Raw genomic sequence first — 16,275 nt, forward strand, 5'->3', positions numbered from 1 at the left:
TAATAGCTCTATGTTAAGTTTTTGGGAGAAGGAAAGCCTGCTGCAATACGACTACATTATTGTTGGCAGCGGTATTGTTGGTTTATCGGCTGCCATCAGCCTGAAAGAACTGGCGCCCGGCAGCAGGGTGCTGGTATTGGAAAGAGACATTTTACCCACCGGCGCCAGTACCAAGAACGCCGGTTTTGCCTGCATCGGGAGTATGACCGAAATCCTTACCGATCTGCAAACCATGCCTGCGGAAGCAGTGAAGAACCTGGTAGCTCTTCGCCTGCGTGGCCTTCGCCTGCTGCGCAGCCGCCTGGGCGATGACGCTGTTAATTATCGTGAAAACGGCAGCCATGAACTGATTGGCGCCCGCGAAGAATGGGCCCTGCACCAGCTCCCGGAAGTGAACCGACTGCTCGGAGAGCTCTTTGAAGGAAAACCGGCCTTCACCCTTGCTAACGAGCGCCTCCCTGCTTTGGGCTTTGCTCCCGGTTATGTAAAAGCTTTGATCAGCAATAATTTTGAAGGAGAGCTGCATACCGGCAAAATGATGCGCGCCCTCATTGATACCGCCATATCAAAAGGAGTGGAAATTAAAACCGGGTGCACCGTAAAGGCAATAGACGATTTTCATACAGGGGTAAACGTTATAGTGCCGCATCAAACCCTGCAGGAAGACATGGCCTTCGCCGCCCGTAAAGTAATCCTCTGCACCAATGCCTTTACCCGCCGCCTGCTCCCGGAAGAGGAAGTGGTGCCCGGCAGGGGGCAGGTGCTTATTACTTCACCTGTGAAGGATCTTCCATTTAAAGGAGTTTTCCACATGGAGGAGGGATATTACTATTTCAGGGAGCTGGAAGGCAGAGTGTTGCTGGGTGGTGGCCGCCAGCTCGACTTTGCCGGGGAAACCTCCACTGATTTCCGTTTCAACGACAATATCCAGCACCAGCTGGAAGAATTGCTGCATAAGGTAATACTGCCTGGCCGGGAGGTAACCGTGGCCGACAGGTGGACCGGCATTATGGCCTTTGGCAAAACCAGGCAGCCTATCGCAAAAGTACATACGAAAAATGTGATCATTGGCGTCCGTATGGGAGGGATGGGAGTGGCCATCGGTTCCATAATCGGGGATAACATCGCACGCATGGCACTGGAATCCTGAGCATCATAACCCTGCTGAAATGTTTTTTTTCCGCTTGGGCGGAAAAACTTGCTTCCCGATTTTCTGTGTTCTATATTTATTTTTTATTTCCACGCTATCAGGCATTCAGTTGACAACTCCCACCCCCTAAAGGAAAGGAAATCAATCTGGAAGGTATTTTATGCGTTCACGGGTGCCTTTTGTGAAAGTAAAGGGTATCAATTGTTTCTTTTTACATAAATGCACTATGAAGAGTAAATTAAATGTATAGTTTTATCACCCGTAAAATGAGGGCCGCCCTTGTGGTTTTTTATATTTCCCGTTAAAAAAAACAATTGTAAGCGTATTTTTTACATTTATTATGTATATTGATTCGCTAAATTTTTTATAACCACGTTTTGAACGTTTATGCAAACAAAATCCTTACACATCTTTGATTACCTGGTATTCCTGGTATATTTCGTAATAGTGGCTGGTTATGGTTACTATATCTATCAGAAAAAGAAAAAGGTCACAACAGACTCCAAAGACTTTTTCCTGGCAGAAGGTTCCCTTACCTGGTGGGCTATTGGCGCCTCTCTTATTGCTTCCAATATTTCTGCAGAGCAGTTTATCGGTATGTCAGGCAACGGGTTTAATATCGGGTTGGCTATTTCTACCTACGAGTGGATGGCGGCGGCCACACTCATTGTAGTAGCGGTATTTTTCCTGCCTATTTACCTGAAGAATAAGATCTATACCATGCCCCAGTTCCTGGAACGCAGGTATAACCAGACGGTAAGTACTATTATGGCGGTTTTCTGGCTGCTGTTATACGTGGTGGTAAATCTCACTTCAATTCTTTACCTCGGTGCGTTGGCTGTTTCCACGATCTCCGGTATTAACTTCTATGTGTGTATGGTGGCACTCGCCTTTTTCGCCATCCTTATTACATTGGGAGGGATGAAGGTGATTGGATACACGGATGTAATACAGGTGTTTTTCCTTATCCTCGGCGGACTGGCAACTACATACCTGGCGTTACAGCTGGTATCTGAGCATTTTGGAGAAAAAGGTGTATTAAAAGGTTTCTCCCTGATGACGCAACATGCCAGTGAGCATTTCCATATGATCCTTCATAAAGAAAATCCGAAGTATCTCGATCTGCCGGGCCTGAGCGTATTAATTGGTGGTATGTGGATCGTAAACCTGAACTACTGGGGATGTAACCAATATATCACACAACGCGCACTGGGGGCGGATCTGAAAACTGCCCGCCAGGGATTACTGTTCGCTGGTTTCCTCAAACTGCTGATGCCTGTGATAGTGGTATTGCCGGGTATTGCAGCTTATGTGCTGTATTCCCAGAACCATGGCGACTTTGCCCAATCCATGATGAAAGGAGGTTCCCTCAACGCAGATAATGCTTATCCCGTGTTGCTCAATCTCCTGCCCATCGGTTTAAAAGGACTGGCATTTGCAGCTTTAACAGCCGCAGTGGTAGCTTCCCTGGCAGGTAAGGCCAACAGTATCTCTACCATTTATTCACTGGATATTTATAAAAAGATATATAACAAAACTGCCGATGAAAAGAAGATCGTAAGCGTGGGCCGTGCAGTGGTAATTATTACCATGATCATTGCCATTGTGATCTCTAACTTCCTCGGTATCGATAAAAAAGGAGGCTTCCAGTTTATCCAGGAATATACCGGCTTTGTTTCTCCCGGTGTATTTGCCATGTTTGCCCTCGGGTTTTTCTGGAAACGGACTACCTCCAGTGCAGCCATGTTTGCAATGATCGGCGGTTTGCTCCTTTCCTTTGTCCTGAAGTTTATGCCGGCATGGGTAAACCTGGAGCCGCTGCACCAGTTTGGCTTTGCCGCACTGAACCCCGACAGCGGTTTGTGGGAAATGGCCTTCATTGACCGTATGGGATTAGTGTTTGTAGTGTGCGTGATAGGTATGATCATTATTACGCTGGCAGATAAACGCAGCGTGAACAATCCGAAAGGACTGGCTATTGACAGCAGCATGTTTAAGCCCAACCTGGGCTTTACAGTAGGCGCCTTGCTGATCGTGGGCATCCTCATCGCATTGTATACTGTATTCTGGTAATCAGTTCATTTTATAATTTCAGTATCCGGATATTTTAGGGCAGTTTTTTGTCTTAAAATATCCGGTACTTTTTCAGACCGCTAATTCTTTCACGTTATGTACTTTATAGGATACGATATTGGGTCATCATCTATCAAGGCGGCGCTGCTGAATGCCGATACCGGCGTTTGCGTAGCCAGCGCCACCTGCCCGGAAAAAGAAATGGCCATCGATGTACCACAGCCCGACTGGGCTGAACAGGATCCCGAAGGCTGGTGGAAAGAGATCATCCATGCTACGGAAATCCTTTTACAGCGCTATCCCGTTGATCCTGCCCAGATCAAGGGAATAGGCATTGCCTACCAGATGCATGGACTGGTATGTGTGGATAAACAACAACAGGTGCTGCGGCCTGCTATTATCTGGTGCGACAGTCGCGCTGTTAATACCGGCAATACCGCTTTTAAAGCGCTGGGAGAACAATATTGTCTCGAGCACCTGCTCAATTCCCCCGGTAACTTCACTGCATCCAAACTCCGCTGGATACAGGAAAATGAACCGCATATTTATGAACGTATTCATAAAGTAATGCTGCCCGGCGATTTCATTGCCATGAAATTAACCGGTGAAGCCTGTACTACCATCTCCGGTTTATCAGAAGGTACTTTCTGGGATTTTGAAGCAAATGCGGTTTCAAAAGCGTTGCTGGAATATTATCAGATAGATGAACAACTGTTGTCTGCCATCGTACCTACGTTCGGCATCCAGGGGCAGCTCACTGCGACAGCCGCCGCCACGCTGAAACTGGCGCCTGGCACTCCGGTTACCTACCGGGCCGGCGATCAGCCTAACAACGCTTTCTCCCTCAATGTGCTGCAACCCGGCGAAGCCGCTACCACAGCGGGCACTTCGGGCGTGGTATACGCGGTTCATGACAAGAACAGTTTCGACCGGCAGAGCAGGGTCAATACCTTTGTACACGTAAATAACGATCACGCGCATACGAGAAACGGGGTGCTCATGTGCCTTAATGGTACCGGTATCGCCAATAGCTGGCTCAAGAACCTGGTAGGGGATATCACTTACCCGGAAATGAATACCCTTGCCCAACAGGCGCCTGTTGGCGCCAAAGGCCTGCAGGTATTTCCTTTTGGCAATGGCGCTGAGCGCATCCTGGAAAACAGGAGCCTGGGGGCCACCCTCCGTAATCTCGATTTTAACCGCCACAGCCGCGCCCATATTATGCGCGCGGTGCAGGAAGGAATTGTGTTTGGTCTTAACTATGGGATGGATATCATGGTGGGAATGGATCTTAATATTCACCGTGTAAGGGCAGGGCACGCGAATATGTTCCTCAGTCCCTTGTTCCGGGAGGCTTTTGCCAACACCGCCAATGTAGTGATAGAATTGTATAATACAGACGGAGCGCAGGGCGCCGCCCGTGGAGCAGCCATCGGAGCCGGTTATGTAAGTGCTGCCGATGCTTTCAGGGGTATGGAATGCCTTGCTGTAATAGAGCCCGATGCAGCGCTGCAATCCCAATACCGGGATGTTTACGGCAACTGGCTGAACGGACTGAATACCCTGCTGCACTAACGCAGATCCAGCATTAAAAAATCACATCAGTTATGAGTATTACATTAGGTAACAACGAGTATTTCAAAGGAATCGGGAAAATACAGTTCGAAGGACCACAGTCCGATAACCCGCTGGCATACAAATGGTATGATGAGAACCGCCTCATTGCGGGCAAATCCATGAAAGAACTGTTCCGTTTTGCCGTATCCTACTGGCATACCTTCTGCGGAACCGGCGGTGATCCCTTTGGGCCCGGTACCAAACAGTTTCCCTGGCTTAGCTCCCGGGATGCCAACCAGAGCGCTAAAGACAAGATGGACGCGGCTTTTGAGTTCATTACCAAAATGGGCCTCCCTTACTACTGCTTCCACGATGTGGACCTGGTAGATGAAGGCGCTAACGTAGCAGAATACGAAAGCCGTATGCAGCAGATCGTTGCCTATGCCAAACAGAAACAACAGGCCAGCGGTGTTAAACTGTTATGGGGAACTGCAAACGTTTTCAGTAATCCGCGCTACATGAACGGTGCAGCCACCAACCCCGACTTTGCTGTACTGGCTTATGCCGGTGCACAGGTGAAAAACTCACTGGATGCCACCATTGCATTAGGCGGCGAAAACTACGTGTTCTGGGGTGGTCGTGAAGGTTACATGACCCTGCTCAATACCAACATGAAACGCGAACAGGAACACCTGGGCCGTTTCCTGGGCATGGCCCGCGATTATGCACGGGCACAGGGTTTCAAAGGAACGTTCTTTATAGAGCCAAAACCCTGCGAACCTACCAAGCACCAGTACGACTACGACGCAGCTACAGTGATCGGCTTCCTCCGCCAGTTTGGGCTCGATAAGGATTTTAAACTGAACCTTGAAGTGAATCACGCCACACTGGCAGGGCATACCTTCCAGCACGAGCTGCAGGTAGCGGCAGACGCAGGTATGCTGGGTAGCATTGATGCCAACCGCGGAGACGCGCAGAATGGATGGGATACCGACCAGTTTCCCACCAACCTTAATGATCTCATTGAAAGCATGCTCGTGATCCTTGAAGCTGGCGGATTTGCCGGCGGCGGGGTCAACTTCGATGCAAAAACCCGTCGTAATTCCACCGACCTGGAAGACATCTTCCACGCACACATCGGCGGTATCGACACTTTTGCAAGAGCTGCTATCATTGCAGAAAAAGTGCTTACTGCCACCCCGTATAAAAAATTCCGCCAGGATCGCTATGCTTCTTTTGATAGCGGCAAGGGACAGGAATTTGAAGCAGGCAAACTAACGCTGGAAGACCTCCGCAATTTCGCAGCTGCAAATGGAGAACCAAAGCAAACCAGCGGCAAACAGGAATGGCTGGAAAACCTGATCAACGCAAGCATTTAAAATACCATCGGGATTTTGCCAGTGAGTTATAAGTTAACAACAAACAGCTGTTATCAAATAATCACAGGGCAAAATCCCAAAATGTTTTATATTTTCTTCCAAAATTATGAACAATGAAATTTGGCATCCATTCTTTTCAAGAGGCAGGATTTGATATCATTGCGCTCCAGGACCTGGAAACAGGAACGCAGGTGGAAATAATACCTTCTTTCGGTGCATTGCTGCATGCTTTCAAAGTAAAACACGCAACAGGAAACCTGAACCTGATAGACAGCTACAAGGATCTTAACGACCTGGAAGCCAATCTGCGTACCAGCTTTAAAAGCGTAAAGCTAAGCCCGTATGCATGCCGCATGAAAGATGCGCAGTATACCTGGGAGGGCAAATCTTACAGCATCCAGAAAACACTGGCGCCCGGAAATGCTATCCATGGCCTGTTATACGATGCATCCTTCACAGTAACAACGCAACAGGCAGATGACCAGCAGGCATCTGTAACCCTCACCCATCATTTCAGGAAAACAGATGATGCCGGGTATCCTTTTGCGTACGATTGTATAGCTACCTTCACCCTCCGTGCTGCTAATGAGCTGCAGCTGAGCACCACTCTTGTAAATCAGAGCGGCGTTACTATTCCTGTAATGGATGGATGGCATCCGTATTTCAGCACCGGTACCCCGGCAGATGAGCTGGTATTAACTTTTGCATCCAAAGAAATAGTGGAGTTCAATGAAAAATTACTGCCTACAGGAAAAGTATTGCCATATACTGAATTTGTTGCCGGCAAACTGCTGAAAGGAGTAGAGCTGGATAATTCCTTTGTATTGGATCTCACAAAGCCACAACCGCTGGCCACGATCCACGATCCGAAGAAAAATATCAACATTGCTTTCTATCCTGAGAACAGTTACCCTATCCTCCAGATTTATATACCACCACATCGTACCAGCATAGCAGTAGAGAACCTCAGCGGCGCCCCGGATGCCTTTAACAACGGGATTGGACTGGTTCAGCTGGCTGCCGGTGAAAGCAGGGTTTTTACCACCCGTATCCAGGTATCTTTATAACTGGGCCCGGCGATGGCATATTCTTTGGCTCTTCACTTCCATAGTAACCCGATTATATCACCATATAAATTGAGAGATTATGGACAAGTTAGAGATCAAAGGAAAATGGAATGAGTTAAAAGGTACGCTGAAACAGCAATACGCCGATCTGACAGACGACGACCTGTTATATGAAGAAGGACAGGAAGATAAGCTGATTGGAAAGCTGCAGCAAAAGCTGGGCAAAAGCCGGGAGGAAGTGATCGATTTACTGAAGTCTGCCTGATTGGATAACCTGGAATTTAAATACAGTGATCCTTCTGCTCCGGCAGAAGGATTTTTGTTTTTTTTAACACCGTGGCATTTTCTTTAATTTGTACCTTGTTAGGGAGATGAACAATGTCTATACTGATCTGTTTGTGAGGAAGTGAAAGGGATTCAGCTGTTTAAATTATTATATTCTATATGAAGGTTTTCATGCGCATCATAGCACTAGGCTGTATATTCAGTATGGCATTTGCTCCTAAGGTACAGGCACAGGTAACAGTTACCGGGATGATTTCGGACAGTAACAGGCTGGTGCTGCCCTACGCAACAGTAAGTAACCTCAACTCGGGGAAGCGCTCGCTTTCCGACCAGGGTGGTTATTACAAGATAACCGCTTCCCGCAACGACCGGCTCGTGGTTACCTTTGTGGGATACAAACCGGATACGGTGATCGTTACCCAGTCGTCCGGTACCCAAACCATTAACGTAGTGATGGAACCGGCCGGTAAGTTCCTGAAAGGAGTAGAAATCACGTCTGAATACACTCCATACCAGATAGATTCCATGGAAAGACGCCATCAATACGGTTATATCCTTGATAATCCCAACAAGCCGCTGGCTGGCGGCAGCACACCGGAGGGGGCCGGTATCGTGTTCAGCCCTATCACCCGTTTCTCCAAAAGAGAAAAACAGAAACGGCAGTTTAAGGAGAACTACGAGAAGATGGAAAAAGAAAAGTTCATCGATTCCCGCTTTACGCCCATTTTGGTAAGCCGGGTAACGGGACTTAAAGGGGATTCACTCCAGTTATTTATGCGGGATAATTACCCCGATTATAATACCATGCGTACTATCAATAACAACGATCTGCTTTACTGGATCACTGATAAGTATAAAGCCTGGATGAAGAAGTAATAATGATTGAAAATGAGGCGGAAGCGCTTTTTATTATCTGATTTTAATGATTTTTCCTGCTTTTATTTGTTTCCCATGAAGCGTAATCCGGTAAAAAAGGATCCCGGAAGGCAGATGGGCAAGAGAAATCTTATTTGTATAACCGTTGATCTTGTTTTGTAAAAGAAGGCTGCCTGATGACGTATATAAAGACAGAATATAGTCATTGTTGGAGCCGCAAAGAATATTGATATCTGTGCTTACCGGGTTGGGGAATAATTGTATGTCGCCCGCCCGTACTACTGTTACATCTAACGGAAAAGGAAATGTAAGCCCTTCTTGTGTTTCAAGTAATACGCGGTATTTATTTCTGCCATCAGAGGGCACCGGATCCGTAAAGGAATAACAACAATTATCAGGCTCATGAATTACGCCGATTTCTTTTACCTGGTTTAGAGATATTATTTTCTGGCAGGTAATTTTGGCAAGGTGCTGGAATCCGGATAATGACAGGGCCAGTTTTACCTGGTCGGTTTCCTCATCATATACACCTGTGAAGGTTTTCAGATAACAACTGACTCCTTGTTTCTGAATATCAATGGTTGGACTTTTTATTCCTTCACATTTCGGAGTTATAGCGCTTACTGCCCAATAGGGCGTATTCATATCTGCTGATGGGATGGTAACAAAAGTATCTGTAACTGTTTTATAAGGTATAAGCAGATGATCGGAGAGATGATAAACAGTATAGGAACTAGCCAGTGGTATCCTGGGCCAGTATAGCTGATTTTCATCCTGACAGAGATAGCCAACTGATAATACAGGATGGGAGGAGATTGAAAATACAGGAGATAATTTGTCGGTATTATTGATCGTAAGTTTTAATATGGCAGTAGAGAATGTTGGGGGCGTTGTCCAAAGGTAATAACCTTTTGCAATATTAATGGTATCCGTAACAAACTGCCAGCTTTTACCCTCATCCAAACTGTATTGCAAAGTTGCCTTTCCGGAAAGGGTAGTATTCCATCGGATATAGGTATAACTATTACTAAATAACTGATCATCAGATAAGGGATATGTCCACTCAAAGCCGTTTTCTGAGTAGAGCTGCCAGCTAAGCGCGAACTTTTGCAGCATATTGATTTTTCGTCCAAGAACATGCATATCATAGTTTCCGGCTGCTGGCAATTCCAGGGTGACCTGCTCCACATTGTTGATAGAATCAATGCCACGTAAAGCTGCCCTGGATAAAGAGTCTGCCTGGGGAAAACTGCTCAGCACCCATGGGCGTATTGTATCTCCATTATTGCTGGTCACATATAAATCAAGATCATTTACCAGTGCGTAGGGAGCATTTATGGCTGCGGGAGGGTCATTCCATGCAAGTGTGACTTTTACTTTATGCGTATTGGCAGGAATATTAAGTGAATATTTTTTTGTATTTCCAGCACTCACTTCTCCATTAAGATATTGTTTTTGTTGGATGATTTTTCCCGCATCCAGCGCATTGATGTTTCCAAATCCGGTTTTGTAACTAATACCGCCGACATTACTCGCAGACGAGATGAGGATTGATTTTATTAATGCAGCAGAAGGAGCAGTGTGATTAAATTGATAATAGAGCTGAGATAAAAGCGTGCCAATACCAGTACAGGCGGCGGCAGCACCCGATGTCCCATCAACGCCTCCAGCTACGAGCTCCGGCTTTATCCTGCCATCATAAGAAGGGCCATTGGAACTAAAGTTTTCCACTTCGTATTCAGCGTTTACGGCGCCAACTGTCAGGATATTTTTTGCCTGCTTGAAAGTCCCTGTAAGATTTGCAAATCTGCCTACACCTGTATAAGTCCCGCTCTGCGGTATTTCATCTCCGGAATTACCAGCAGAAAAAATATGAAGTAAAGTATCTTCCTGGTATATCTGTGCATCATATTCCGAAGCTTCAATACCATAATAATTTTCAATTCCAACCCCATAGGAATGATTCTGGATTCTGCTGCCAAGCAATGTTATGTTATCGGGAGAGAGATTATTGTAATCAGTTGAGACCAGGCTGGAAGAGGGGGCAATTCCATTTCCCCTTATATAGCTATTCCCGTTACCGGCAATAATGGTAGCCATCATAGAGGCGTGAACAGACGATTGGGAAGATGCCAGCTGGCTTAAATTAGCTCTGCCTGAAATATCAATATCTGCTGTATCAAATTTATCTTCCTTAATGACCACTAAATTATTTTCTCCTTTTACATCCGGGAAATAATGATGAAAAGCGCCCGATGAATTAACCGGTATATCCAGTTCTGTTATTAGCTCCGTTGCAGGCTTCCTGACAAGGTCGATAAATTGTATGTCTTCCTGGTTTAATAAGGTATCGATTTGAGTGCTGGTAAGGTTCCGGATTTCCTTTGTATATCCGGATAAGCTCTTTCTTGCTATCATCACCTGGATAAGCGTTCCACGGTCACTATTAATGAGGCTTAACAGATTATCTGATGCTTTAAAGTAGTTGCCTGCCGCATCAATTTGCCCTTGTTGCAGTGAATAATGTTTATTTGTTTGAATAATGGCAGCCGTTGGCGATAGTTGTTTTATTAAACGATTGTCACGAAGAAAAGGTTGCAGCGCTTCAGGTGAAAAGGTACGGATCAACAGCCTGCCCGAATCGGCAGTGATGGCAGGATGCTTTCTTAATAACAGGTAATTGGTGTCCGGATGCTGGGCGTACAGCGACAAAGATGCCAGCAGTAAGCCTATTAACATACGATACATAGTCAGGTATAATAATGAATGCTTAAAATTACCGGCTGGTACGATAACCAGCCGGTAAAATATCAGGCTATAATGGTAATGCATAAAATGCAAGTCCCTGGTAAGTAAACTGGGGGAAGCTTGCATTGAAATTTATATTTGGTGTATATACGTGTGAAGTCATTGAATTGCTATAAAATTCATAAATCGGAATTGAGCCTGACACCGCTGTCTGGTACGCGTAAAAGTTAGTTCCGTTTGATTGCCAGTTTTGAAACTGTAATATACTGGGATCATTGTTTACAAAAGAGAAGCAATGATCCTTGGAAACGGGGTTGTAATATTCGTACAGAACTTGGGTGCCCGGAGCTTGTTGTATGAAAGCACGGAAAACGTCGCCGTTATAGATCCATTCATTGAAAAGTCTCGGAATATTCCTGTTAATGTAATAGGAGTGGTCCTGACCTCCGGGGCTGTAGAACTCATGTACTATCTGGGCTCTTGTTTTGTGATCCACATTGTACAGGTACGATAATGCGACAATGTCATTATCTACAAATCCTCTTGGGTTGGCATCATCTGGTGTGCATGCCAGCATTAATGATTCTACATCTACACCGGTTGGAGTACCAGGAATATTGATAGCGCCATCGGGGCCTGCTGTTTCACTATTAGGACCATTTGGATTGTATCCGCAGCTGTAAGTGCGATCGAAGTAATCTGTATGTCTGAGCCCTAATGTATGACCTAATTCATGCTTTAAGGTGCTTGTTAAGAGTGCAGTTTTGGAAGCTGATGTAAAATAATTTGTATTTATAAGTATTGGCCCGCCAGGATTTCCGTTTGATGGGTATGCGCTTGCACTTGCATAAACGTTGCTGGGTAATGAGGTTGTTCCGAAAACTTCTATATCAGCTTGTCCGGAAACAAATTGAAAGGTGATGTCCAGCTTAAGATCATTATAATCTTGTATAGCCTGATTAAGTGAAGTCTGATAAAAGGCTGGTAGTCCTAATGTTCCGAACCTTATCCTTAGCACCCTGGGAAAGCCTGTTACCAGATTGTTTGTGCGATACTGCTCATTTTTGGCAATTCTTAATGTAGTCTGTTTTTCCGATGGTTTTTTGTCCAGGTCTGTCGATTTGATGTAGATATCATTTTCAACAATATAACCTTCATTAAAAGGGATGATATGACTGGTATCATACCCAAGCTTTTTAATTTTCTGGGCTACAGTTACAGCGTCTTGTAAGGGTTCTTTTACTGAGTCTTTGTTCTCCTTATCGCAGGAGCTAAAGAAAAAGGCACACGAGATTAACGCTAAAGAAGCGATTTTTAGGTTTTGGGTCATTTGGATATATTTTGATTAGGAAATGCTACAGGGTCTACATATATCTGGGATCGTACCGGTTATTTATGGTTATTTACTGGTAACCCAAATTAATCAAATAATGTTATGGGAGGGCATTAAATTTTATCATGATAAATTATCCGGCTGTTAAAAGTAACCAATCGCTTCACTATAGGATCTTATAAACAATTTGAGAAGACTTCTACCCCGGACAGGGGTTAAGTGGATCAACAAAAAAATCCCGGTTACCCAAGTAACCGGGAATATCTTAAACCCATTAAGGTTATAATATTAGCTTATTGATAAATTCAGTGCCGGGGCAAATCGTTGAATATTCCCCCTGCTTCCAACATTAATTATACACCTTCACCATATACACAAAGTCTTCCAGCTTCTTAATCTGATCTACCCTGTTCATACCTTCCAGGCGGCTCTTGTGGTTCCAGTCTCTCCGGGTTTGCTTGTCTTTCGGCATTTCATCCAGCAGGTGTTTGAGGTGAGCTGATTTTACGGCAAAGGCAATACCATCCGAGGTAGTTTGTTTGCCCGTTACTATTCCCACTACATCTCCCTTGTTGTCGAGCAGGGGAGCACCGCTATTGCCGGGGTTTACGGGGATGGATACCTGGTAGGCGGTTGTATCTCCGTTAAAACCTGTTTTGGCGCTGATATAACCTTTGCCATAAACAATTTCATCGCGGGGGAAGCCCATGGTGAATACTTCTTCGCCGATTTTTACGCTTTGTGGTTTCAAAGCATAAGGCAGGGGCTGACTTTTAAAAGAAGAATCTGCAATCTTCAGTACTGCCAGGTCACTGGAAATATCTTCAAAGATACTGATGGCTTTAAAAGCTTCTCCTTTATTATTCTGCACATATACGGAGTCGGCGCCGGCCACTACATGATAATTGGTAACAATATAGCCATTGCCTGATACTGCGAAACCGGTGCCACCATAAGTGCCCGGGTTTAGCGGAGCCTTACTCTTACTGTTCATATCATTGATAAGAGCATTCTGGGAGCGTTGAATATTATTCAGCACCCTTCTTACATCCTCGTATTGTGCAGTGGATTTGTTTTTTGATACGTTCTGTATAATCGCGATGGTAGACAACGAAGTTACCAAAGCGATACAGGCGGCTGCAGCAAGATTGCTAATGGTCCTGCGGCGGATGCTCAGTCTTCTTGCAGTCTGGTTTTCTTCCTGGGCCTGTTTGCGCAGGCTAGGCATATCCAGCTGATGATGTATGTGGTTGAGCTTTGCCTGTAATTGCTGACGTTTGCCGTAATTGCCCAGGTGCTGAAGGAACAGCTGATGTTCTTCTACCTGTTTATTTATCAGCGGATTGGTATGACGCAGTGTATCGAAAGCAGTTTTTTCCTGTTCGCTCATTTCCCCTTCCAGGTAACGCTCAATTTCACGTAATAAGGTCATGTCTTCTTTCATGGCTGCTTTCTGCTTATAATGATGTGTTGTATTGATCAAAAAATAACTTCTTCAAACGCATCAGGCACTTGTACTTCTGGTTCTTTGCATTTTCTGCATTGGTGTATCCGAACTTCTCCGCTATTTCCTGCATAGATCTTTTATGCAGATAATAATCTTCCAGGATGGTTTGACATGGCTGGCCGATATTGCTCATCGCTCCTTCCATGATCCTAAACTCCTGGTCCCTTGCCTCATGCTCTTCCAGTGCTTCCGTAGCCGGGATCACTTCTTCCAGTTCAGGTGTTAAAGCATATAATCCGAAGGTCCGCTGTACTTTTTTAAGCCACAGATGGCGGCAAACCGAATAAAGAAAGGTTTTGAGCCTGCTGCTTAACGTAAAATCACCGGTTTGAACCTTTTCATATAATACTATAACAGCCTCCTGGAATACATCCTTTGCGTCGTCTTCCGAGCCATTATGCTGAAGAATCATCCGTAAAACCACTGGAAAATTTTCTGAATAGATGATTTCCAATGACTTATCCTCACCTTTTGCCAGTCCCAGCAATAATTCCCTGTCTCTTGTTATGTCTTGATTTTGCTTCACTCTTAATACAGTTATTAGGCATTTGGTAACCCAAAGTAGCGAAAAAAAATATTTTTAAAAGTTTGGGTTACCTTTTAGGTGATCCCGGTATAAAGGTTAAATCATTCAAAAACAACTTAAATAATTGTATCATGAAGAACGTAATCAAAATTGGTTTCTTAGCTCTGTCTTTCGGTCTGTTCGCAGTTGCTTGCGGTGGCGCAAAAACTGAAACTGCTACTGACTCTACCGCTACTGCTGCTGGTGCTTCTATCGATTCAGCTGCTCAGGTAGCTACTTCTGCTGTTGATTCTGTAGCTGATGCTGCAAAAGCAACTGTTGATTCTGCTGCTAAAACTGTTGATTCAGCTGCTGCTCATCACTAATCTAACTTTAGAATTTTATAATTAACCGTTCAGGCTTGGCCTGGACGGTTTTTTTATGCCCCGTTTGCTTAAGAAATTCCGATTTTTTGAAAGTTATTCAATAATTTACCTTTATTATTGAAAAAAGTATATTTTTCAATGATACCCCTTGGATAATTAAAATCGTGCCGTATTTTTGTTCTACACTCAAAACGAGTAACAAATAATAATATGATACAACAAACCTCTTTTGGCTTTTTTAGCTTTTATTATTTCTGGTACCAGGAATAGGGAGGTCGTTTGTAAAAAGATAAAAGAACTACAAAAAGGCCTTCCGGAACCGGAAGGCCTTTTTAATATCAAAAACAGGCATGCAGCCAACTGATGCCAACAATAAATAAACATATGTTACAGCCAGTTTCAGGCAATTACTTTTTTTATTACTTCTCTTACTTCTTTTATGCGAAGAAGCAGGGGACCCGTTTGCAATAATATACTTATATATAAAAGTACAGCGCAAAGGGTCCCGGATCGGGACCCTTTCTGTTTTTAATAGCTAGTTGCTACAGCAACTATAACAAAATAAAATCAATCACATACACATGAAAATTGCCATACAGGGGTTTGAAGGATCTTTTCACCAGGTAGCTGCTCAGGGGTATTTCGGTAAGCAAACTGAAATAGAATGCTGTGCCTCCTTTGCAGAGCTGGTTAAAAAAGTCAAACAGCAACCCGATGTGGATGCAGGTATCATGGCCATTGAGAACTCAATTGCCGGCAGCATTTTACCTAATTATAGCCTTATCAAAAACTCCGGTCTGCATATTACCGGTGAAATTTACCTGCAGATCAACCAGCACCTGATGGTTTTACCGGGACAAACGCTGGAAGACATCCGGGAAGTACATTCCCACCCTATGGCCCTGCTGCAGTGTATGGATTTCCTGGAAAAATACCCGCATATTAAACTGGTGGAAACAGAAGATACAGCTCTCAGCGCCAGGCATGTAAGGCAGAAGAAGCTGAAAAGCACGGCCGCAATTGCAGGTAAACTCGCTGCAGAGATCTTTGAACTGGATATCGTGGCGCCTAATATTCACACCAATAAAAATAACTATACCCGTTTCCTGGCGGTATCACGTACGCCTATAGACACTCCTGAAGATGCCAATAAAGCATCGGTATATTTTCAAACCAGCCACGACCGCGGTAGCCTGGCTAAAGTGCTTACCCAGATTGCGGTGGCCGGTATTAATCTTTCAAAGCTGCAGTCGTTCCCTATCCCCGCAAAAGAATGGAATTATTACTTCCACGCCGATATGGAATTTGATAACGCCGCTCATTTTGAAAAAGCATTATCGAAAATAGAACCGCTCACAGAGCATCTGAAAGTGCTGGGTATTTATAAAAAAGGAAAAACACATTAATCA

General features: G+C 44.7%; 13 protein-coding genes. 9 read left to right on the top strand and 4 right to left on the bottom strand.

Annotation, left to right across the window (positions count from 1 at the left end; all coding sequences use genetic code 11):
- Positions 1-10 precede the first annotated feature (10 nt).
- The 7 genes from FN124_RS18535 to FN124_RS18565 all read left to right on the top strand — a co-directional run bounded on the left by FN124_RS18535 (position 11) and on the right by FN124_RS18565 (position 8,387).
- Positions 11-1,150, top strand: a complete 1,140-nt coding sequence (locus tag FN124_RS18535) for an NAD(P)/FAD-dependent oxidoreductase (protein WP_142686240.1) — start codon at positions 11-13, stop codon at positions 1,148-1,150.
- A 387-nt stretch (positions 1,151-1,537) separates the two neighbouring features.
- Positions 1,538-3,223 (top strand): sodium/sugar symporter, encoded by a 1,686-nt coding sequence (locus tag FN124_RS18540; RefSeq protein WP_142686241.1) that lies wholly within the window; start codon positions 1,538-1,540, stop codon positions 3,221-3,223.
- A 96-nt stretch (positions 3,224-3,319) separates the two neighbouring features.
- The gene (locus FN124_RS18545; protein WP_142686242.1) at positions 3,320-4,798 is read left to right on the top strand and encodes a xylulokinase; all 1,479 of its coding nucleotides are present in this window, start codon (positions 3,320-3,322) and stop codon (positions 4,796-4,798) included.
- A gap of 32 nt (positions 4,799-4,830) precedes the next feature.
- Entirely contained in the window at positions 4,831-6,159 is a 1,329-nt protein-coding gene (gene xylA / locus FN124_RS18550) for a xylose isomerase (RefSeq protein WP_142686243.1), read from the top strand.
- Between the two features lie 113 nt (positions 6,160-6,272).
- On the top strand, positions 6,273-7,226 hold the full coding sequence (locus FN124_RS18555) for an aldose 1-epimerase (RefSeq protein WP_142686244.1): 954 nt from the start codon (positions 6,273-6,275) through the stop codon (positions 7,224-7,226).
- Between the two features lie 79 nt (positions 7,227-7,305).
- Positions 7,306-7,491, top strand: a complete 186-nt coding sequence (locus FN124_RS18560; protein ID WP_142686245.1) for a CsbD family protein — start codon at positions 7,306-7,308, stop codon at positions 7,489-7,491.
- Positions 7,492-7,670: 179 nt separating this feature from the next.
- Positions 7,671-8,387: a carboxypeptidase-like regulatory domain-containing protein gene (locus tag FN124_RS18565; RefSeq protein WP_142686246.1), complete on the top strand. Its 717-nt coding sequence runs from the start codon at positions 7,671-7,673 to the stop codon at positions 8,385-8,387.
- Positions 8,388-8,420: 33 nt separating this feature from the next.
- Here FN124_RS18565 and FN124_RS18570 read toward each other — a convergent pair whose 3' ends face one another.
- The 4 genes from FN124_RS18570 to FN124_RS18585 form a co-directional block, all read right to left on the bottom strand.
- Positions 8,421-11,261, bottom strand: a complete 2,841-nt coding sequence (locus FN124_RS18570) for a S8 family serine peptidase (protein WP_142686247.1) — start codon at positions 11,259-11,261, stop codon at positions 8,421-8,423.
- The gene (locus tag FN124_RS18575) at positions 11,203-12,465 is read right to left on the bottom strand and encodes a M57 family metalloprotease (RefSeq protein WP_142686248.1); all 1,263 of its coding nucleotides are present in this window, start codon (positions 12,463-12,465) and stop codon (positions 11,203-11,205) included. Before FN124_RS18575 ends, FN124_RS18570 begins: the two co-directional genes overlap by 59 nt.
- A 352-nt stretch (positions 12,466-12,817) precedes the next feature.
- Positions 12,818-13,951 carry a S1C family serine protease gene (locus tag FN124_RS18580; RefSeq protein WP_142686249.1) on the bottom strand — a complete coding sequence of 378 codons (1,134 nt, stop codon included), beginning with the start codon at positions 13,949-13,951 and terminating at the stop codon, positions 12,818-12,820.
- Positions 13,926-14,501 carry an RNA polymerase sigma factor gene (locus FN124_RS18585; RefSeq protein WP_142686250.1) on the bottom strand — a complete coding sequence of 192 codons (576 nt, stop codon included), beginning with the start codon at positions 14,499-14,501 and terminating at the stop codon, positions 13,926-13,928. Before FN124_RS18585 ends, FN124_RS18580 begins: the two co-directional genes overlap by 26 nt.
- A 131-nt stretch (positions 14,502-14,632) precedes the next feature.
- Between FN124_RS18585 and FN124_RS18590 the strand changes: the two genes are divergently transcribed.
- Both FN124_RS18590 and FN124_RS18595 read left to right on the top strand, forming a co-directional pair.
- The gene (locus tag FN124_RS18590; RefSeq protein ID WP_142686251.1) at positions 14,633-14,866 is read left to right on the top strand and encodes a hypothetical protein; all 234 of its coding nucleotides are present in this window, start codon (positions 14,633-14,635) and stop codon (positions 14,864-14,866) included.
- A 581-nt stretch (positions 14,867-15,447) separates the two neighbouring features.
- Positions 15,448-16,272, top strand: a complete 825-nt coding sequence (locus FN124_RS18595; protein WP_142686252.1) for a prephenate dehydratase — start codon at positions 15,448-15,450, stop codon at positions 16,270-16,272.
- The last annotated feature ends 3 nt before the right edge of the window (positions 16,273-16,275 follow it).

Source organism: Chitinophaga polysaccharea (assembly GCF_902150045.1).
Taxonomy (GTDB): domain Bacteria; phylum Bacteroidota; class Bacteroidia; order Chitinophagales; family Chitinophagaceae; genus Chitinophaga; species Chitinophaga polysaccharea_A.

What these genes read in the sequence shown, in the direction of transcription:
- FN124_RS18540 (WP_142686241.1), top strand. Translation starts at nt 1,538, where the DNA reads ATGCAAACAAAATCCTTACACATCTTTGATTACCTGGTATTCCTGGTA.
- FN124_RS18565 (WP_142686246.1), top strand. Translation starts at nt 7,671, where the DNA reads ATGAAGGTTTTCATGCGCATCATAGCACTAGGCTGTATATTCAGTATG.
- FN124_RS18555 (WP_142686244.1), top strand. Translation starts at nt 6,273, where the DNA reads ATGAAATTTGGCATCCATTCTTTTCAAGAGGCAGGATTTGATATCATT.
- FN124_RS18535 (WP_142686240.1), top strand. Translation starts at nt 11, where the DNA reads ATGTTAAGTTTTTGGGAGAAGGAAAGCCTGCTGCAATACGACTACATT.
- FN124_RS18570 (WP_142686247.1), bottom strand. Translation starts at nt 11,261, where the DNA reads ATGCAAGCTTCCCCCAGTTTACTTACCAGGGACTTGCATTTTATGCAT.
- FN124_RS18575 (WP_142686248.1), bottom strand. Translation starts at nt 12,465, where the DNA reads ATGACCCAAAACCTAAAAATCGCTTCTTTAGCGTTAATCTCGTGTGCC.
- xylA (WP_142686243.1), top strand. Translation starts at nt 4,831, where the DNA reads ATGAGTATTACATTAGGTAACAACGAGTATTTCAAAGGAATCGGGAAA.
- FN124_RS18545 (WP_142686242.1), top strand. Translation starts at nt 3,320, where the DNA reads ATGTACTTTATAGGATACGATATTGGGTCATCATCTATCAAGGCGGCG.
- FN124_RS18590 (WP_142686251.1), top strand. Translation starts at nt 14,633, where the DNA reads ATGAAGAACGTAATCAAAATTGGTTTCTTAGCTCTGTCTTTCGGTCTG.
- FN124_RS18560 (WP_142686245.1), top strand. Translation starts at nt 7,306, where the DNA reads ATGGACAAGTTAGAGATCAAAGGAAAATGGAATGAGTTAAAAGGTACG.
- FN124_RS18595 (WP_142686252.1), top strand. Translation starts at nt 15,448, where the DNA reads ATGAAAATTGCCATACAGGGGTTTGAAGGATCTTTTCACCAGGTAGCT.